The organism is Neotamlana nanhaiensis (assembly GCF_000943555.1).
GTDB classification, from domain to species: domain Bacteria; phylum Bacteroidota; class Bacteroidia; order Flavobacteriales; family Flavobacteriaceae; genus Neotamlana; species Neotamlana nanhaiensis.
Genome location: NZ_JTDV01000003.1, coordinates 288,032 through 307,856 on the forward strand (window position 1 = coordinate 288,032; position 19,825 = coordinate 307,856).

The 19,825-nt window shown below is 33.0% G+C and carries 17 protein-coding genes and 1 pseudogene; 4 read left to right on the forward strand and 14 right to left on the reverse strand.

Annotation, left to right across the window (positions count from 1 at the left end):
* Position 1: 1 nt before the first annotated feature.
* Positions 2-1,096: a Nif3-like dinuclear metal center hexameric protein gene (locus PK35_RS06735; protein WP_044625927.1), complete on the reverse strand. Its 1,095-nt coding sequence runs from the start codon at positions 1,094-1,096 to the stop codon at positions 2-4.
* 47 nt (positions 1,097-1,143) lie between these two features.
* Here PK35_RS06735 and lpxK point away from each other — a divergent pair, with 47 nt between their 5' ends.
* Positions 1,144-2,148: a tetraacyldisaccharide 4'-kinase gene (lpxK, locus tag PK35_RS06740; RefSeq protein ID WP_044625928.1), complete on the forward strand. Its 1,005-nt coding sequence runs from the start codon at positions 1,144-1,146 to the stop codon at positions 2,146-2,148.
* Here lpxK and PK35_RS06745 read toward each other — a convergent pair.
* Genes PK35_RS06745 through PK35_RS06780 form a run of 8 tightly spaced genes read right to left on the reverse strand, consistent with a single transcriptional unit; the run spans position 2,138 to position 10,345 of the window.
* Positions 2,138-4,375, reverse strand: coding sequence for an ATP-binding protein (locus PK35_RS06745; protein ID WP_044625929.1), 2,238 nt, complete (start codon positions 4,373-4,375; stop codon positions 2,138-2,140). The two genes, lpxK and PK35_RS06745, sit on opposite strands and share 11 nt — an antisense overlap.
* A gap of 55 nt (positions 4,376-4,430) precedes the next feature.
* Entirely contained in the window at positions 4,431-5,420 is a 990-nt protein-coding gene (gap, locus tag PK35_RS06750; protein WP_044625930.1) for a type I glyceraldehyde-3-phosphate dehydrogenase, read from the reverse strand.
* A gap of 1 nt (position 5,421) precedes the next feature.
* Positions 5,422-6,300 (reverse strand): lipoyl synthase, encoded by an 879-nt coding sequence (gene lipA, locus PK35_RS06755; protein WP_044625931.1) that lies wholly within the window; start codon positions 6,298-6,300, stop codon positions 5,422-5,424.
* Between the two features lie 49 nt (positions 6,301-6,349).
* A complete protein-coding gene (locus PK35_RS06760) occupies positions 6,350-7,594 on the reverse strand; it encodes an NRAMP family divalent metal transporter (RefSeq protein WP_044625932.1) in 1,245 nt (414 codons plus the stop codon).
* Complete coding sequence (locus PK35_RS06765; RefSeq protein WP_044625933.1) at positions 7,584-8,480, reverse strand: hypothetical protein; 897 nt, start codon at positions 8,478-8,480, stop codon at positions 7,584-7,586. The genes PK35_RS06760 and PK35_RS06765 overlap by 11 nt, the downstream gene beginning before the upstream one ends.
* 3 nt (positions 8,481-8,483) lie before the next feature.
* Positions 8,484-9,029, reverse strand: coding sequence for an RNA polymerase sigma factor (locus PK35_RS06770; RefSeq protein ID WP_044625934.1), 546 nt, complete (start codon positions 9,027-9,029; stop codon positions 8,484-8,486).
* Positions 9,020-10,132 (reverse strand): glycosyltransferase, encoded by a 1,113-nt coding sequence (locus PK35_RS06775; RefSeq protein WP_117624654.1) that lies wholly within the window; start codon positions 10,130-10,132, stop codon positions 9,020-9,022. Before PK35_RS06775 ends, PK35_RS06770 begins: the two co-directional genes overlap by 10 nt.
* A 6-nt stretch (positions 10,133-10,138) precedes the next feature.
* A complete protein-coding gene (locus PK35_RS06780; RefSeq protein ID WP_044625935.1) occupies positions 10,139-10,345 on the reverse strand; it encodes a membrane or secreted protein in 207 nt (68 codons plus the stop codon).
* Between the two features lie 125 nt (positions 10,346-10,470).
* Between PK35_RS06780 and aqpZ the strand changes: the two are divergent.
* Positions 10,471-11,162, forward strand: a pseudogene (aqpZ, locus tag PK35_RS06785) (aquaporin Z).
* 86 nt (positions 11,163-11,248) lie between these two features.
* Here aqpZ and PK35_RS06790 read toward each other — a convergent pair.
* From PK35_RS06790 to PK35_RS06805, 4 genes are read right to left on the reverse strand one after another with little or no spacing between them, the layout of a single operon-like run.
* Positions 11,249-12,037: an anti-sigma factor gene (locus PK35_RS06790; RefSeq protein ID WP_044625936.1), complete on the reverse strand. Its 789-nt coding sequence runs from the start codon at positions 12,035-12,037 to the stop codon at positions 11,249-11,251.
* A gap of 11 nt (positions 12,038-12,048) precedes the next feature.
* On the reverse strand, positions 12,049-12,579 hold the full coding sequence (locus PK35_RS06795; protein WP_044625937.1) for an RNA polymerase sigma factor: 531 nt from the start codon (positions 12,577-12,579) through the stop codon (positions 12,049-12,051).
* A 54-nt stretch (positions 12,580-12,633) separates the two neighbouring features.
* Positions 12,634-13,647, reverse strand: a complete 1,014-nt coding sequence (gene murB / locus PK35_RS06800) for a UDP-N-acetylmuramate dehydrogenase (RefSeq protein ID WP_044625938.1) — start codon at positions 13,645-13,647, stop codon at positions 12,634-12,636.
* Positions 13,647-14,837, reverse strand: coding sequence for a pyridoxal phosphate-dependent aminotransferase (locus tag PK35_RS06805; protein ID WP_044625939.1), 1,191 nt, complete (start codon positions 14,835-14,837; stop codon positions 13,647-13,649). Before PK35_RS06805 ends, murB begins: the two co-directional genes overlap by 1 nt.
* A gap of 123 nt (positions 14,838-14,960) precedes the next feature.
* On the opposite strand from PK35_RS06805, the gene PK35_RS06810 reads away from it, so the two are divergent.
* Positions 14,961-16,298: an aspartyl protease family protein gene (locus PK35_RS06810; protein WP_044625940.1), complete on the forward strand. Its 1,338-nt coding sequence runs from the start codon at positions 14,961-14,963 to the stop codon at positions 16,296-16,298.
* Between the two features lie 57 nt (positions 16,299-16,355).
* On the opposite strand, the gene PK35_RS06815 is transcribed toward PK35_RS06810, so the two are convergent.
* Positions 16,356-16,772: a DUF1573 domain-containing protein gene (locus tag PK35_RS06815; protein ID WP_044625941.1), complete on the reverse strand. Its 417-nt coding sequence runs from the start codon at positions 16,770-16,772 to the stop codon at positions 16,356-16,358.
* Between the two features lie 275 nt (positions 16,773-17,047).
* Here PK35_RS06815 and PK35_RS06820 point away from each other — a divergent pair, with 275 nt between their 5' ends.
* Positions 17,048-19,684, forward strand: a complete 2,637-nt coding sequence (locus PK35_RS06820; protein ID WP_044625942.1) for a valine--tRNA ligase — start codon at positions 17,048-17,050, stop codon at positions 19,682-19,684.
* Positions 19,685-19,825: the final 141 nt, after the last annotated feature.

Consider the following 19,825-nt stretch of genomic DNA (forward strand, 5'->3'; position numbering starts at 1 on the left):
TTTAAAAATACTTAACAGGATTGGTATTTGTCTTTGATAAAATGATTGCAAAATTAGTAATTTTTTTCGTAAGATAAGCCACTAAAAGATTTTTTGTGAATTGTTCGCTCTCATAATGGCCAATATCGGCCAAAAGTATGCGGTTTTCGGCGGTAAAAAAGTCGTGGTATTTTAAATCGGCCGTAATAAATGCATCGGCACCAGCGGCTTGCGCAGCCCCAATGGCAAAACTTCCTGAGCCTCCTAAAACGGCTACTTTTTTAATTTTTTTGTTTAAAAAGGAGGAATGCCTAATAAAAGGCGTGTGCATTGTTGATTTTATGTGGTTTAAAAAGTCGGTTTCGTTTAGCGCGTCATTAAATTCTCCAATCATACCCATACCTATATTTTGATTTTTATTCTCGATAGTTACAATTTCGTAAGCTACTTCTTCGTATGAATGGGTTTTAAATAAGGCACTTAAAATTTTAGTTTCGGTATGTTTTGGGTAGGTTACCGTTATTTTAGTTTCGGCTTCGGTATGCGTTTTGCCAATTTCGCCAATGGTAGGATTTGCATTTTCGTTAGGATTAAAAGTTCCAAAACCTTCAAGGTTAAAACTACAATTTTTGTAATTTCCAATGGAGCCTGCACCAGCGTTAAAAAGCGCTTCCCTAAGCGTGTTGGCTTCCTTTTTAGGAACGTAAGTGGTTAGTTTTTTTATAGTTTGACTTTGCGGTATTAAAATGCGTTTATTTTTAAGTTGCAGCTGATTGCAAATCATATCGTTTACACCGTACTCATAATTGTCTAAGGCCGTATGGATGGCATAAATAGCAATATCGTTTTTTAAGGCTTTTAAAACCGTACGTTCAACATAGTTTTTACCGGTAATTTTTTTTAAGCCTTTAAAAATAATGGGGTGAAAGCTAATAATTAGGTTGCAATTAGTATCAATGGCTTCGTCTACAACAGCTTCAAGTGTATCTAAAGTGACTAAAACTCCTGTAAGTTTAGTGTTTTTATGGCCTACTAAAAGGCCTACATTGTCAAAATCTTCGGCGTAAGCTAAAGGCGCTAATGCTTCTAAATGATTTATAACATCTTGTACAATCATAATCAATTAAATTTTACATCAAAGATAAAATAATTACTTTCGTTGTGATGAAAATTTTACGATACATACTTTTTCCAGTCGTGCCTGTGTATTATGTAATTACTTGGGTTAGAAATAAGCTTTATGATAATGGGTTTAAAGAATCAAAAAAATACGATATTCCAGTAATTTGTGTTGGAAATTTAAGTGTTGGTGGTACTGGAAAAACACCTATGATTGAGTATTTAATTAATATTTTGAAATCGGATTTTAAGGTGGCAACCTTAAGTCGAGGCTATAAGCGCACTACCAAAGGGTTTCAGTTGGCTGAAGCCTCATCAACAGCCAAAAGTATTGGAGATGAGCCGTTTCAGTTTTATAATAAGTTTAAAAATGATATAGCTGTGGCTGTCGATTCCAATAGGCAAAATGGCATTGAAACTTTATTAAATTTAATAAACAAACCAGAAGTTGTTTTACTTGATGATGCGTATCAGCATCGTAAGGTTAAAGCAGGTTTTAATGTGTTGCTCACTACCTATAAAAAACCTTATTTTAAGGATATAGTATTACCTACGGGCGATTTGCGTGAACCTAAAAGCGGTGCAAAACGAGCCAACGTTATTATAGTTACAAAGTGTCCTGAAACATTGTTAGAGACCGATAAAAAAGAACTTATTAAAAGCATTAAACCTATAGGCAAACAGGAAGTGTTTTTTAGCAAAATTGTGTATTCTGAAACTGTTTTTTCTGAAACGGAAAATAAATTAGTAACCCAATTGCCACAATTTACATTAGTAACAGGTATTGCAAATGCAACGCCTTTAGTGGCTTATTTAAAACAAAAACACTTACAATTTGAACATTTAAATTTTCCCGATCATTATAACTTTAACACTAAAGATTTAGAAGATTTAGAAACAAAAGCGCTGATAATTACTACTGAAAAAGATTTTATGCGTTTAAGTCATTATAAAAAACTAAAGCACAAACTTTTTTATCTTCCAATTACTGTAAAATTAGATAGATCCGAAGCGTTTAATAAGTTAATAAAGGCGTTTGTTAAACACTAGCTGAGGTTTTATTTTTTCCAGATAAAGCGTTGTATAATTTTTTCTCGAATTCTTCTTGCTTAAATGGTTTTGGGATAATATCGGTAAAACCAGCTTCTTCAAATTCTTGCATTTTATCTTCAATGGTAACAGCTGTAAGTGCGTAAATAGTAAGTTCTTTATCAAAGCTTCTAACAATTTTTGTGGCCTCAATACCGCTTATTCCTGGCATGTGAATATCCATTAAAACAATATCGAATTTATTCGCTTTTATTTTACTAACCGCGTCTTCGCCATTATCTACAATTTCACAATGTAGTCCCATTTTAGTTAAAATCTTTTTAGTAATCATTTGGTTGATTTTGTTATCTTCAACTACTAAAATTTTAACTTTCGAAAGGTCGAAATCGTTATTGTCGGCATCAAAATACGACGTTTTGTTTTCCGAGCTTTCCTCAATACTCGTGTATTCTAAAGGAATTTCAAAAAAGAAGGTTGTGCCTTTTCCAAGTTCACTTTTTACGTAAATAGTTCCTTTTAAAATATCAATTAAACCTTTTACAATAGATAAACCTAAACCAGTACCACCGTATTTTCTGTTAATTTGAATAGAACCTTGAGAGAAGCTCTCGAACATATGGTCTTGTTTTTCTTGACTTATACCAATACCATTATCTTCAACTTCAAATCGTAAGGTATAAATTTTACCTTTTTGCTCTATTTGATAAACACGAATCCAAATGTCACCATCTTTAGTGAATTTTATGGAGTTACCAACTAGGTTTATAAGTATTTGCGATATTTTTAATTGATCGGCAATAAAATTTTCCGAGAGGTCTTTATCGTATTCAAAATGAATGTTAACATTATTATCTTGAGCCGAATTGTTTAAAGCCAAAATAATATTGTTTATTTTCTTTTTAAGATTAAACGTTTCTGGTTCTATATCAACCTTATTTGCTTCAATTTTATTTATTTGAAGAATATCGTTTATAAAAGTTAATAAATAATCCCCAGAGAATTTTAACGATTTTAAATGCTGTACTTGCTCTGGTTTTGGTTCTTCATCTAAAAGCATGTTACTAATACCTGTTACAGCGTAAAGTGGTGTACGTAATTCGTGTGTAACGGTTGATAGGAAATTCGCTTTTGTTTTTGACGCTAACTCTGCTTTTTCTTTAGCAACAATAAGCTCGGAATTTTTTTTATGAAGCATATTGTTGGTTTTTAACCTAATGTTATTGTTTTTGTATAACGATAAGGTTAAAAGCGATAGTATGGTAATTAAGGCAACACTTAAAATTGAAATTAAAGTACCTAAATGATTATCGGATTCTGATTTTTTTAATTTCTCTGAAACTTCCTCAAATTGCTGATTAATATCGGCAAGTTTTGTTTGGGTTTCTAGTTCTATTGAAGAGTTTGAGTTAACTATATTTCTAATAGAATCTGAAACTTTTATGTATTTGTCTAAATAATTTCTAGACGATTTGTAGTTTTCGGCTTTATTATACAAATCACTTATAACCAAGTAACCTTCGGGTAATAAATTGGCATAATTATAGGTTTCGGCAAGTTCAATGCCTTCTTGGGCGTAATTAATAGCTTTGGTATTATCGCCTAATTTATTATGTACTACAGATAAATTAATTAAGGCTTCGCTTTGGCCTTTTACAAAATCGATGTTTTGCGCTTCTAGTAAGGCTTGTTCTAGTAAACTACGTGCTTTTCTATAATTTTTTAATAGAATATAAGTTTTTCCTTCGGTTAATAAGGTTTGGGTATAGTTTTGGTCAAGTTCTTCCTCCTGAAATTTTGTTTTTGCAGCCGTGTACGAGTCTAAAGCCTGATAATAATCACCTTTAGCCAAATAAATATCGCCAAAGGTTTTATAACTTTTTCCTAAATTAACATTATCGTTTATAATGCGTTGTACTTCAATGGCTTTACTTATAGATTTTATAGCCTTATCTTCTTGACTAACAACTAATTGTATTTTTCCTTTTATAGTGTGAATAACACCAATACTTTCTTTGTGATCAATTTTATTTGCTAAGTTTAAGGCTTCATCGAGGTTTACTAAGGCTTTGTAGTAATTGTAATTATCCAAATATTCTTGCGCTTGCTTAATTCTATAATTAATATTATTAAGCGTTATTTCAGGATCGTCTTCTATTTTATCCTGCGCAAAACTAGTTATGCATAAAAGCATTACAATGAGAGAGATATAGGCTTTTATTTTAAACATATTTGATGATTGTGTTAGACAAATATAAACATTTTATCGATAAAATGTATTTTTTTTACGATAAATTACAAATTAAATCAATAATTCTTTGTGAATAGCCTGTTTCATTATCGTACCAACCAATTATTTTTACCATATTTCCAATAACCGAAGTCATTTGAGCGTCGAAAATACACGAATGCGTGTTACCCACTATATCAATAGAAACGATTGGATCGGTTGTGTATTCTATTATTTGTTTAAATTTTCCGTTTGCAGCGCTTTTAAACGCTTCGTTTACATCGTTTATAGATACCGTTTGTTTTACATTAAAAGTAATATCGGTTAACGAACCATTTATTACTGGAACTCTAATGCCACAACCTCCAATGACTTCAGACAAATCTGGAAATATTTTAGTTAATGCCTTTGCTGCACCCGTTGTGGTAGGTACAATAGATTGGCTTGCTGCACGCGACCTACGTAAATCTCTATGCGGTTGGTCGTGCAAACTTTGGTCGGTGGTGTAGGAGTGTACCGTGGTTATGTAAGCTTCGTTAATACCACATAAATCGTTTATAACATTAAACATTGGGGCGGCGTTGTTTGTGGTACACGACGCGTTAGATATTATTTTTTCCGAACCATCTAAAATATGATGGTTTACTCCTAAAACTATGGTTTTAATAGTATCATCAATGGGCGGTACACTTAAAATTACTTTTTTTGCCCCATTTTGTAAATGATAGTTTAATTCAGCACTAGTTTTAAATTTACCTGTTGCTTCAATTACAAAATCAACGTTATATGGCGCCCAATTAATATATTCTGGGTGCTTTTGGTTTAATAACGGAATGTTTTTTTTATTAACAATTAAATCATTTTCAGTAAATGAAACATCTCCATTAAAAAGACCATGAACACTATCATATTTTAATAAGTGACTTAATGTTTTAGCGTCAGCAAGGTCGTTTATGGCTACAATATTTATGTTTTTATAGGGTTGAAGTAACCTAAAAACACGTCTGCCAATTCTGCCAAAACCATTTATGGCAACATTAATCATGTTAATTTATATGTTTTTGCGCGTGGTACGACGAGCGTACTAAAGCACTACTTTCAACATGGCGGAACCCAAGATTTAAACCAATTTCTTCGTATTCTTTAAACTCATCAGGATTTATAAAACGCTGTACAGGTAAATGTTTTTTACTTGGTTGTAAATATTGCCCAATGGTAACTACATCTACATTGTTGTTTTTTAAATCGTGAAGGGTTTCTATAACTTCTTCGCGCGTTTCGCCTAAACCGAGCATAATACCCGATTTAGTTCGGCGTTGGCCTTGTTGCTTTAAATAATTTAAAACGCCCATACTACGATCGTATTGCGCTTGTATGCGAACTTCTCGCGTTAATCTACGCACCGTTTCAATGTTGTGCGATACAACTTCTGGAGCGACATCAATTATTCTATCAATATGTTTTTCTATACCTTGAAAATCTGGTATTAGGGTTTCCATGGTAGTTTCTGGGTTCATGCGGCGTACAGCTTTTACAGTTTCGGCCCACATAATACTTCCCATATCTTTTAAATCATCTCTATCAACACTGGTTAAAACAGCGTGTTTAATTTTCATAATTCTAATAGAGCGTGCTACTTTTTCGGGTTCGTCCCAATCTACCGTTTCAGGTCTACCAGTTTTAACACCACAAAAGCCACACGAACGGGTACAAACATTTCCCAAAATCATAAATGTTGCTGTACCTTCACCCCAACATTCGCCCATATTTGGGCAACTACCAGAAGTGCATATGGTATTAAGTTTATATTTATCAACTAAACCACGTAATTCGGTGTATTTTTTTCCTGTTGGAAGTTTAACACGAAGCCATTTTGGTTTAGGTTTACGTTCGGGTAATATATTTGATACTGTGTCTGTATTCATTGTAAAAAAAGTGAGATAGCAAAGATACAAAGTATTCTTTTAAATACCTTTATAAAGTGATAAGATACCAAATGCTAAATCCTCCTAAAAATGCAATTCCCAGTTTACTTAAAAATTTAAGCCTTTTGTTAGGGCGCCATGGCTTTGGCATGTGTTTACTACAAACTAGGTTAAAATTAATAATAGCATAAAAAGGCGCCGTAATAAAGGATAAAATAGTCGCAATTTTTACCAGAAATCCCATTTCGGAAGCAAAAAACAGAAATATACTAAGTGTACCTAATACAATTATGGTAATCCAGAATGAGTAGTTTAAAATAGTTTGTTTTTTAAAAAGAAGCTGTGAGGTTTTGGTCATTGCTCTAGTTGATGCATCTAAACTGGTAAGCGTGGTGCTAAACATGGTTGTAAATGCAGCAATACCTATAACTAAATAAGCCCAAGAACCTAAATTAGCCGTGTACATATTAATAAGTTGCGAGGAGAAAATGGCGGCCGAATTGCTAAATGTTTCACCGCTATGATACATTACTAAAGCCCCAAGTGTTAAAAAGCCAAGGCCTAAAACAATGGTGCTAACAAAGCCCACATTAAAATCGAAAAGCGCAGTTTTTGTAGTGTAGTTTTTTTCGGTTTTTTGTTTTTCTACAGCCCAAAGCGACTGCCAAACTGAAACGTCGATAGGAGCAGGCATCCATCCCATAAACGAAATTAAAAAGACGATTTCAACTGGAGCTATTGGTAGTATTTGTTTTATTGAAAGTGGTTTAGGATGGTTTGTTAACGCCATTGATACAGCTAAAACAGTGCTAATACTTAGCGTAATAACAATTATTTTCATGAGCTTATCGAGTAACTTGTATTTACCATATACAAGTAAAACAATGCAAATTCCTAAAATTATAAGCGTCCAAATTTGTACAGAGTTTATACTTAAACCTAAAAACGATAAGGTATTAAAGTTGTAAAATATAGACGAAGCTAAACCAGCAGTTACAATAGTTACTGCCGTTTGTATGGTAAACATGGTGGCGATATTTAAAATAAAGTAGGTGCTTAAAATGCCTTTGCCTAACTTTTTATAGCCATCTAATAAACTTTCGCCTGTTGCTGTTGCGTATCTGGGGCCAAATTGAAAAAAAGGATATTTAAAGATATTTACCAGTAATAAAGCCCAAATTAAACCTAGACCGAAATCGGCGCCAGCTCTAGTTGATTGTACCAAATGAGATACACCAATTGCCGCACCAGCAAACAATAAGCCTGGACCAAGGGTTTTAAGTTTAGTTGTCAAAAATTGATGCTTTTTTAAGTCTGAATTTTGATTTCAAATCAATTAGATAATTGTTGTCAATATAACTAAGCTTTAAAACTTTAGTGATATCCTTTTTTCCTTTTCCCCGTTGGGTGATTATAATATTATCTATCGATATGATACTTTTCGTTTCAGTTTCTGATTGGTATAGCGTTATTTTAGAATGTCTCAATCCGTTGCCTCTTTTCAGTTGAGATATAGCTTCTGATGGGTTTTTCTCAAAATCATCAATAAATTGTTTTTTTAACGGGATATACTCAAAATCGAAGTCAAAAACTCTCTTTTTAAACCATTTGTTATCTTTTTCAGAAAAAGGTATTATCTCAAATTGCCTAAAATTATTCCAAGCCACAAAAATAATTATTGAAGCTTCAACCAACCAAACAAGCCACAAAACGAGACCTCTTAAATAAACACCAGACGATCCAATAGACCAAAGTCCAACTTTGCTTATTTCAATAATATCCAAAACAACTAAATCAGGCCTAATTAAGAGTAAAAGGAAATAATCGAAATTATTAATTATCTGAATGAAGTAGTTGTTTTCAAAAGAAATTAAGAAAATATAACTTACCCATTGTATATAAACTGCAAACAAAGCAAATACAATATTTATTGAGATTGTTTTTTTTCTGTTTCTAATTTTGAAAGCTATAGAAAGGATTCTGGTTACAAACGATACAGCAAAAGCATACCCAATAGTAATTAAAAAATTAAAGTATAGTATGGGGATGAAAAGTATTAGTGAAGCATATAAATAGCCAAGGACGGTAATTAATAATAAACCGCTTAAAACGAATAGAGAAATACTTAAATTACTAGTTTTACCAGATTCGTTGTAATAGTTTATTTTATTAAAGTTCATGATTTATTTGTTTCTAATAATTTCTGCAAGAAGCTTTTTAGCACGAAGCAATTTTACTTTTACATTGTTAATAGGCTCGTCGAGTTCGGTAGAAATTTCTTTATAACTCAATTCTTGGAAATAGCGTAAGTTGATAATGTTCTGGTAATGCGGCTTTAATTTTTTTATGTCGCGTAGTAATTTAGCTAGATTTTGCTCTGTAATGAGCTTGTCTTCAGGAGATGGCGACTCGTCTAAAATTTGAAAAGCTTCATCATTATTGTTCGATATTATTTGCGAAATAGAATTTTTTTCTTTCCGAAGTAAATCAATATGAATATTTTTTGATATGGTTATAAGCCAGGTTTTAAACTTATAATTTTCATCGAAAGTTTCAATCTTATCAAAAGCTCTAGAAAATGTTTGAATGGTAATATCTTCGGCATCATTTTCGTTTTGAGTACGTTTTAATTGAAACCCATAAACATCATCCCAAAAGCTATCTAAAAGAAAATTAAATGCTTTTTGGTTGTTGGTTTTTGCTAATTTAATGGCGTTTTCTATTTCCAATAGTTGGGTTTTGAAATAAGATTGTTTATAAAGATAGTTAATTGCACGACAATTAAAAATATTTCTAAAATAGGAGTTAAAGCTGTTAACCCTTTTTCGTTCAAGGTTTTTGCTGAATTTCCAAAAATAATATATTGTCCAATTAATCGAAGTAAAATTAAAGGCACAACAATTTGCCATTTAAAAAGTAATGCTAAAAGTAACATACTTAGCGCCCAGAATAATATTTGGGTAATGTAAATGAAGCCAAGTAATGCTTTGTGTAATTTTTTGTAATGTTTTGCAGTACTTACATGCCTACGTTTTTGCCTAAACCAAGCTTTAAAGGTTGATTTTGGTACAGATTGCGTAAAACTATTGGGTGTTAAACAGATGCTAGTATTGCTTTTGGTGGCAACTTGGTTAACAAATAAATCGTCGTCGCCCGATTTTAACTTCATATGATTAATAAAACCATTGGCTTTAAAAAACTCGGTTTTGGTGTAGGCCAAATTTCTGCCAACTCCCATATATGGTAAACCAATTTTTGCGAACGAGAAGTAATTAATGGCGGTTATAAGGGTTTCAAATCGAATAAGTTTGTTTAGAAACGATTTTTCTTTGTAAGCATATTTTCCGTACCCCAATACTAAACTCTTATTAGAAACGAAATGAGAGGCCATTTCGCTAATCCAATGATTTGAAATTGGTTTACAATCGGCATCGGTAAAAAGTAAATGCTCGTATTTTGCAGCTTTTATACCTAAAGTAAGCGCAAATTTTTTATTGCCCCAAAAGGTTTCATAGTTTTCAACATTTACCAGTTTAATGTTTTTGTTAGTTTCGGCAAATTGTTCCATAACTTCAAAGGTATCGTCGCTTGAAGCATCGTTAATTAAAACAATTTCAAAGGTTGAATAGTCTTGAGAAATTATAGACGGTAGAAAGGTTTTTAAATTTTCGGCTTCGTTTTTTGCGCAAATAATCACAGAAACGGGCAAGTTATTGTAAGCCTTAGTTTGGGGTTTAAAAAAAGCTAACCTCGAAAAAATAAAAAAATAAAATATAACTTGAATGGCAACTACAATACAAAATATGTAGAAAATTACATCAAGAATTTCCATGAAGCGTTACTGCTGGTGTTGTGGTTCGTTGCAATCGCCAAATTGTTCTGGCGTTTTTCCACAAAAACCACAAGCTTCTCCACTTTTATTTAACATTGGATTTTGGCTGGCACAAGTTCCGGCAAATTTACCGTCTTTTTTTGCCCAAATTTTTATGGCAATACCTGCAATACCTAAACCGAGCATTGCTACGGTAATTAAAAGAAGTTTCATGTTAAAAAAATTTATGCAAAGATAATGCTTTTAGTTAAAAACAATAAGTTTTAGTGATCAAAACTAATTAACTGGTGTCTTAAAATTATAAGTAAGAATTAACTAACAAATTAAATTGATTTATTATGAAAAAATTATTTGCAGAGTTTTTTGGAACCTTTTGGTTGGTTTTTGGAGGTTGTGGTAGTGCCATTTTTGCAGCAGGTTACCCAGAATTTGGTATCGGTTTTGTGGGGTGGCATTGGCATTTGGACTTACTGCTTTAACTATGGTCTATGCTGTTGGGCATATATCTGGTGGCCATTTTAATCCTGCGGTGTCGTTTGGTTTATGGGCAGGTGGTAAGTTTAACGGGAAATAGTTGCTTGGCTATATTGCAGCGCAAGTTATTGGAGCAATAGCGGCGGCGGCAGTTTTGTATTTTATTGTTTCGGGTAAAGCCAATTTTGCAGATGTTGGTGGTTTTGCTGCCAATGGTTATGGTGAGTTATCGCCAGATGGTTATAGTATGACCAGTGTTTTAATAACCGAATTTGTGTTAACTATGTTTTTCTTGTTGGTTATTTTAGGAAACACTAACGCTAAAGCTCCAAAAGGATTTGCAGGTATTGCTATTGGTTTGGCTTTAACGTTAATTCATTTAATTAGTATTCCTATTTCAAACACTTCGGTAAATCCTGCTCGATCTACAAGTCAGGCATTATTTGCTGGTGGCGAGTTTACCATGCAGTTGTGGTTGTTTTGGGTGGCACCTATTGCCGGTGCTATTGTTCCAGGTTTAATTCATAAAGCTTTATTTGATAAAATGGAGGATTAGTTTATAATTGAATTTATCCTAAATTAAAAAGCCTCACTTTTTTTAAAAATGAGGCTTTTTTTTACGTGTGATTATTGCTATTAACCTTAATGTAAATCTATTTCTGCAACCGAGTTGTCGGTTGATGCGGTTTGGTTTCCGCCTTTAGGCTCTATGGTAATGCTTAAAGCTAAAGCATCTTCTAAATACGGAATGTTTTTAAGTTTTCTATCGGCTTCATTTAAAATACCTAAGCTTACCATTTTATCCTGCAATTCTGCCCAAATTTGGTAACATTGCTCTTCGGGTAATTGTGGTAACGAAACCACGTCAATCATTGAAGTTTTTTCTTTAGGATTAATGTAGGCAACGGTTTTTAAATCTTTAGCACGTTCGTTTCCTTTAATAATGTACTTTTCGGTTTCAGGATTATTAAGCCTTAATAGTTGACGCATTACATTGTCAAGCATAAGGTTATTTTTATCGATATCGCTTCGTAAATCGAAAAGTTCATCAACTACAACCTGATTTTCTTTAGCTAGTTTTAAATTTTGATTGTAAAATACATACGTTGTTGCAGCAAAAGCAATAGCAGCAACACTAGCGGCAATGCCAAACTTAAACCAGCCTTTAGTCTTTTTTTGCGGTTCTAGTTTAACAACAGGTTTTTCATCAAGTTCATCTAAAATATTATTTAAGATGCCTTTAGGGGCTTCAACAGCATTACTTTTAGCCACTACTTCGAGGTTAAATTGTAAGGTGTTGTAGGCATTCTGTACTTCTGGGTACCTTGAGATGTAAGACTCCACCATTTCTGTTTCATCAGAAGTAGTTTCACCTAATAGATACTTGTCTAATAGGCCAGAATTTAAGAAAGTAATTATTTTCTCATTCATGACGGTATTAATTAAGGGTTGTAAATTTTTTTCAATTCGCGTAACCCAATTTTTAATCTTGATTTAATGGTTCCTAACGGAATATCTAACTCATCGCTAGCTTCTTGCTGGGTCATACCTTCAAAAAAAAGCGCATTTAAAACAATTTGATACTTTTCGTCTAGACTTTTTAAGTGCTTTTTTATATCGAGTACATCCTGGTTTAATTCTGTTGATGATACTTTATATACGGCTGAAGTTTCAATTTGGACTTCTTTTCCCGATTTATTTTTAATATTTCTAACTTTATCGATCGCACAGTTATAAGAAATGCGATATAACCAGGTAAATAGTTTCGCTTTGTTAGGATCGTATTTTTTTGCGTAGCGCCAAATTTTTACAAAACTTTCTTGCAGAACGTCTTGCGCCATATCGTCATCGGTTATTACTTTTTTAATAACTCCAAATAATGCATCGGCATAGTTTTCGTAAAGTAAACTAATGGCTTTTTTATCGCCTTTTTGCAATAAGGAAACGATTTCTTGTTCTATTGGTGAAATCAAATTTTGGTTAGATATTAAGTTTTTCTATTATCAAAGTTAGAAATTTCTTTGAAATTAAATAATATTTACTTCAGCTTCAATAGAAATATTAAAAATTCGATGAACGGTTTCTTGAATTAATTTTGAAAGTTTTAAGATATCTTCTCCCTTGGCATCGCTGTAATTTACTAAAACTAAGGCTTGTTTTGCATGTACGCCGTAATTATTGAAACGTTTACCTTTAAAACCAGCTTGCTCAATAAGCCAACCTGCGGGTACTTTTACCTCGTTTTCGTTTACCGGATAATTTGGAATATTCTTGAAGTTTGCAGCCAATTTTTTAAAATGTGATTTTGGAATAACCGGATTTTTAAAAAAACTACCACTGTTACCAATTTCTTTTGGGTTAGGTAATTTGCTTTCTCGAATAGCAATTACAGCTTTTGAAATACTTTTAATAGTAGGCGTTTTTACCTGCATATTTTCAAGCTCTGTAGCAATAGTGCCATAATTAACATTAAGTTTATGGTTTTGCTTACTTAATTTAAAAACAACCGATGTAATAATATATTTTCCTTTGGCTTCTTGTTTAAAAATAGAATTTCGGTAACCAAAGTTGCAATTTGCATTGGTGAAGGTTTTTAATTCATAATTATCAACCGAAATGGCTTCACACGACTCGAAAACATCTTTTAATTCAACGCCATAAGCTCCAATATTTTGAATGGGCGATGTTCCCACATTTCCAGGAATAAGCGAAAGGTTCTCTACACCTCCAAAATTATTATCGATACACCAAAGTACAAAGTTGTGCCAGTTTTCACCGGCTTGCGCTTTTACATAAACAAAATCGTCGGTTTGCGAAACAATTTCAATACCTTTTAAATTTATATGAATCACTAAACCATTAAAATCTTGGGTAAGTAGCATGTTGCTACCACCACCTAAAACGAGTCGGTTTTTGTATGCTTTTAAAGCTAAAACGTCTTGTAGTTCGTTTACAGTATTAACCGAAACAAAATGTTTAGCCATAGCATTAATACCAAAGGTATTAAAGGGTTTTAACGATATGTTGTTTTTAATTTGCACTAGTTATTATAAACTTTTAAGGCTTCTTTAATAATGTTTACGGCTTTAATTAAACTTTCTTTGTTAAGTACGTAGGCAATTCTAATTTGGTTTTTACCAACACCAGGTGTAGAATAAAAACCACCTGCAGGAGCAACCATAACGGTTTCGCCATTAACATCAAAATGCTCGAGCAACCATTGCGCAAAATCATCTGAATTTTTCACTGGTAATTCTGCAATGCAATAAAAAGCACCCTTTGGTTTGGCTACTTTTACGCCTTTAATGGTTTGTAACTCGTTAATTAAGGTGTTTCGGCGTTCTACGTATTCTTCAATAACATCATCAAAATAGCTTTGCGGCGTATCTAGCGCTGCTTCGCTAGCAATTTGTGCTAAAGTTGGCGGACTTAATCTGGCTTGTGCAAATTTTAAAGCGCTTTTAATTACATCATCGTTTTTAGAAACTAAACAGCCAATACGCGCACCACACATGCTGTAACGTTTCGATACCGAGTCTATCATTATAGCATGGTTTTCTAGTCCAGCTTCTTGCATAATAGAGTAGTGGGTATTACCGTCGTAAGCAAACTCGCGGTATACCTCGTCGGCAATTAAAAACAAATCGTGTTTTTTAACAATTTCGGCAAGCTTTTGTATTTCTTCTTTCGAGTATAAGTAACCGGTAGGATTTCCTGGGTTACAAATTAATATCGCCTTAGTTTTTGGTGTAATTAATTTTTCGAAGGCTTCAATTGGCGGCAAAGCAAAATTATCTTCAATTTTAGAAATTACAGGAACAATATTAACACCAGAAGCTGTAGAAAACCCATTGTAATTGGCATAAAAAGGTTCGGGAATAATCACTTCGTCATCAACATCCATAATACTTCCAAAGGCAAAAAGTAGAGCTTCACTACCACCTGTGGTAACAATAATGTCGTCGTGTTTTACGTGTATGTCGTTTTTGGCGTAATAGTTCGCAATTTTTTGTCGGTAGGTTTCCGAGCCTTCCGATCGCGAATAAGCTAAAATATCTAAAGTGCTATTTTTTACCGCTTCAAGTGCAATTTCAGGTGTTTTAATATCGGGTTGACCAATGTTTAAATAATAAATGTGTTTTCCTTTCTTAGTGGCCGCTTCGGCAAAAGGAACGAGTTTGCGTATAGGCGATTGTGGCATTAATTGCCCTTTTTCTGAAATTACTGGCATTAAAATTGAATTTAAACCGCAAAGTTGAGAAAATTATCTTAAAGTTTTTTTAAAAATTATTTATAAGTAGCGCGAGTTTTCTTAAAGATTGTTAAATTTAATTACCAACGAAACTATTTTTTTATGAAATCCCTTTTTTTAAGTTTCCTTTTTTTGTGCTTGAGCAGTTTTGGGTATGCTCAAAAGTTTCGTATTCCTAACAAGAAAAAATCAGATAAAATTCATTTTAAGCTTATTAATAATCTTATTATAATTCCAGTTGAAGTAAACGGAGTAAAACTGTCGTTTTTATTGGATACTGGCGTTAGTAAACCAATAATTTTTAATGTTTTGCATATTTCTGATAGTTTAAAATTTAAAGAAAGTGAGACTATTTTTTTAATGGGATTGGGCGATGGCGAACCTATTGAAGCCTCGAAATCTATTAATAACGTGGTTAAAATTGGCGAGGTTATAAACTTACATCAAGATTTTTACGCCATAAATAACAGTGATTTAAATTTAGCGCCACGTTTAGGTATTCCTGTTCATGGAATTATTGGTTACGATTTGTTTAAAGATTTAACTATTGAAATTAATTATTCCCGAAAATTTATTCGCCTCACAGAACCCGAAAATTTTAAGTATAAACCTAATAGAAAATCGGAAAAACTCCATTTAGAGTTTTACAGTAATAAGCCTTATATAAATGCTGAGGTTACAATTAAAGAAAAAAATATTCCTGTAAAACTATTAATAGATTCTGGAGGTAGTGATGCACTTTGGCTGTTTGAAGATGATAGTTTAAATATACACGCAGGAGAGCGCTATTTTAATGATTTTTTAGGGCATGGTTTAAGCGGAAGTGTTTTTGGGAAGCGCTCGAAAGTTGATGGTTTTAATTTAAAAAGGTTCAATTTAAAACAGGTTAATGTGGCGTATCCAGATTCTAGTTCTATTATTATGGCAAAGAACCATAAAGAAAGAAATGGGAGCTTATCGGGTAATATTTTAAAACGATTTAATGTAATTTTCGATTACCCAAAAGGGTTTGTAACCTTTAAACGTAATGGTTATTTTAAAGAAAAATTTAATTATAACCATAGTGGTATAGAGCTGGCGCACGATGGAGTTAGGTTGGTAAAGGAAGTAGATGATAGTAATAGAAGACTAAAAAACTCAAATTTACAAAATGATACTGGCGGAAATAACCAATTGGTAGTAAACGTAGAAACCCACTATAAATTGGTTTTAAAACCTGCTTATGCCATTGTAGAGCTTCGCAAAAATTCGCCAGCCGATTTAGCCGGATTACGAATTGGAGACCTCATATTAACGGTTAATAATAAACCAGCATATCGCTTCTCATTACAAGAAATTACTAATAAGTTTTACGACGATGTAGGTAAGCGTGTTAAGCTTAAAATAGAACGCAAAGGCGTTGTTCGCGATTATAGTTTTACCTTAAAATCGCCGTATTAAAAAAGAAAACCCCAAGCCATGGCTTGAGGTTTCATATTTAAAATGTAATATTTTTAATTATTGCTGTACAATGCTTTTATCCTTTTTTTCAAGAACACTTGCTTTACTTGGGTCGATAACTTCACCTTTAATTTTTAAGGCAACAGTTGGAGTTTCTGCGTTCGATTGTACAGTAATTGTTTTTCTAATAGGGTTAACACGGTTAGTGTCGTATTTTACTTCTATTTCTCCAGTTTTACCAGGTAAAATTGGGTCTTTTGGCTTTTTAGGAATAGTACAACCACAGCTCGATGATACTTTCGATATAACTAACGGCTCGTTACCAGTATTTGTAAATTCAAACACTCTTACTCCGTTAGAACCTTTTTCAATAGTTCCGTAATCAATAGTTTCAGTTTTAAATTCAATTTTAGCTTGTGCATTTACAGCAAAACCGAATAAACCAACAAAAAAGATTGTAATTAAATGTTTCATAATTTTAGTTTTTATTTCAAATTAATTACCCTTTGCTAATTAAAAATTTAGGGCGAATATTTATATTGTATTCTTTAAATCTTCGTCAAACATACTCACTTTTTCTACAACCTACAAAAATAATGGATGTATTACAGATTTATTAACATATTTAACAAAGATAAAAGTACATTCTGTTTCAATATTAAATTTAACAATCATAAGGTTAATATCTTTTTTACAGAACAAGAAATATAAGTACTTTTGCAAATTATTATTCAAAAACTATTCCAAAGATGAGTATTCCATCAAAATATGATGCACAACAGGTAGAAAACAAATGGTACGACTACTGGATGAAACATAATTATTTTCATTCTACACCAGACGAAAGAGAACCATACACCATAGTTATTCCGCCTCCAAACGTAACAGGAGTATTGCATATGGGACATATGTTAAATAATACCATTCAAGATGTATTAATACGTCGCGCACGTTTACAAGGTAAAAACGCCTGTTGGGTACCAGGTACAGATCACGCATCTATTGCTACAGAAGCAAAAGTTGTAGCAAAATTAAAAGCACAAGGAATAGATAAAAACGATTTAACTAGAGACGAGTTTTTAAAACATGCTTGGGACTGGACGCACGAATATGGTGGAGTAATCCTTGAGCAATTAAAAAAGTTAGGTTGCTCTTGCGATTGGGATCGTACTAAGTTTACTATGGATGACGATATGAGCGAAGCCGTAATTAAAGTCTTTGTAGATTTATACAATAAAGGCTTAATTTATCGCGGTTATCGTATGGTAAATTGGGATCCAGAAGCAAAAACAACACTTTCTGATGAAGAAGTTATCTACGAAGAAAAGCAAGGAAATCTATACTATTTAAAGTATAAAATTGAAGGTAGCGATGATACGCTAACTATTGCTACAACACGTCCTGAAACCATTTTTGGTGATACAGCAATTTGTATTAATCCTAATGACGAGCGTTTTGTTCACTTACGTGGAAAAAAAGCAATTGTACCAATCTGCAACCGTGTAATCCCTATTATTGAAGATGATTATGTAGATTTAGAATTTGGTACAGGTTGTTTAAAAGTAACACCAGCGCATGACGAAAACGACAAGATGCTAGGAGATAAGCATAATCTTGAAGTAGTAGATATTTTTAATGAAGACGCAACTTTAAACAGCTACGGTTTACACTATGAAGGTCAAGATCGTTTTGTAGTACGTAAAGCTATAGCTAAAGAATTAGAAGAAAATGGAGTCTTAGTTAAAACCGAAACACATATTAACAAGGTAGGTACATCAGAACGTACCAAAGCAGTTATAGAGCCAAGGTTAAGCGACCAATGGTTCTTAAAAATGGAAGCGTTAGTAAAACCAGCAATAGAAGCGGTTTTAGGTGAAGATGCCGATATAAAATTATTCCCAAAAAAGTTCGAAAACACTTATCGTCACTGGATGGAAAACATCCGTGATTGGAATATTTCGCGTCAATTACTTTGGGGACAACAAATTCCTGCATACTATTATGGCGACGGAAAAGAAGATTTTGTAGTTGCTGAAAACATCAATGATGCAGTAAAACTTGCTCAAGATAAAACAGGGAATTCTTCACTTAAAGCTGAAGATTTACGTCAAGAAACGGATGCTCTAGACACATGGTTCTCATCATGGTTGTGGCCAATGTCGGTTTTTGATGGTATTCGTAATCCAGAAAATGAAGAAATTAAATACTATTACCCAACAAACGACTTAGTAACTGGTCCAGATATTTTGTTCTTTTGGGTAGCACGTATGATAATTGCAGGTTACGAGTATAAAGATGAAAAACCTTTTCAGAATGTATACTTAACAGGATTGGTACGTGATAAGCAACGTCGTAAAATGAGTAAATCTTTAGGAAACTCACCAGACGCATTAAAACTTATTGAAGAATATAGCGCAGATGGTGTTCGTGTTGGGTTACTATTAAGTAGCGCAGCAGGTAACGATTTATTGTTTGACGAATCATTGTGCCAACAAGGAAAAGGTTTTGGTAACAAAATCTGGAATGCCTACCGTTTAGTTGATGGTTGGGAAGTGTCAGAAACAATAGAGCAACCAGAAGCAAGTAAGATTGCAATAGAATGGTACGAATCTAAATTCCAAAAAGCATTAATCGAGATTGAAGATCACTTTAGTAAATACCGTTTAAGCGATGCGTTAATGGCAATTTACAAGTTGATTTACGACGATTTTTGTGGTTGGTTACTAGAAATGGTAAAACCAGCATACCAACAACCAATTGATGCTAAAACATACAATGCAATTATTTCTGTTTTTGAAGATAACTTAAAAATTGTACATCCGTTTATGCCATTTTTAACTGAAGATTTATGGCATTACATAAAAGATCGCACGCCAGAAGACGCATTAATTGTAGCGAGTTGGCCAACAGCAAAAGCAATAAACGAAACGTTGATTTCAGAATTTGATTTTGCTTCAGAAGTGATTTCAGGTATTCGTACCATTAGAAAAGAAAAGAACATTGCGTTTAAAGATGCTATTGGATTTTCGGTAATAAATAACGAAAAAGCATCTACTACGTTTGATGCGATTATCCAAAAAATGGGTAATCTGGAAACTATTGAGTATGTAGATGAAGCTGTTGAAGGTGCTTTAACCTTTAGAGTTAAATCTAACGAATATTTTGTACCAATGGTTGGCGCGATAGACGTTGAAGCCGAAATTAAAAAGCTAACAGAAGAGTTAAATTATACTGAAGGTTTCTTAAAATCGGTACAGAAAAAACTATCCAACGACCGTTTTGTAAATAATGCACCAGAACAAGTTGTAGCTAGTGAGAAAAAGAAAGAAGCCGATGCTTTAGCTAAAATTGAAACGTTAAAGGCTAGTTTGGCAAGTTTGGGGTAGGTTTTAACGTGTTCGTGTATGATTTCGTTGCGTGTTTCAGTTACTAATTTAATTAAAAAACGAAGACGATAATTCTGCCCAAGGATTTTCTGATGATGAAAATCATATGCAATGAATTATAATATTGTTTGGTGTAGTTTT